Source organism: Pantoea sp. SIMBA_079, from assembly GCF_046940275.1.
In the GTDB taxonomy this organism is placed as follows: domain Bacteria; phylum Pseudomonadota; class Gammaproteobacteria; order Enterobacterales; family Enterobacteriaceae; genus Pantoea; species Pantoea borealis.
In genome coordinates this window covers 1-259 of record NZ_JAWRYR010000529.1, presented here as the reverse complement: position 1 = coordinate 259, position 259 = coordinate 1, and the positions used below count along the sequence as shown (strand labels likewise).

Genomic DNA, 259 nt, shown 5'->3' with positions numbered 1-259 from the left:
CAAAAGAGCCGAACCCTCGCGGACGCTCGGATACTTTCCGCGCTTCGCCCTGGTCATATTGGCGGTTCTGCTGCTTCTGTTCTTTGGATGGAGCCTGACCGGCGGCGGATCGGTATCGCAGCAGCAGGGCATAGAGACGCCCCCCGCGACGGATTCCGGCAACCAGCCGGACAAGAACCCGCCGGTCGAAAACCAGCGGCCGCAGACGGGCACGGGAGGCGACCAGCCGACCAATCCGCCAGAAGGACAGAAATGAAGG

Annotated in this window: 1 protein-coding gene; it reads left to right on the top strand. The window is 63.7% G+C overall.

Annotated elements, in window-relative coordinates:
- A partial coding sequence (locus SB719_RS21075) for a hypothetical protein (RefSeq protein ID WP_412159872.1) occupies positions 1 to 256 on the top strand: 256 nt, incomplete at its 5' end.
- Positions 257 to 259 lie beyond the last annotated feature (3 nt).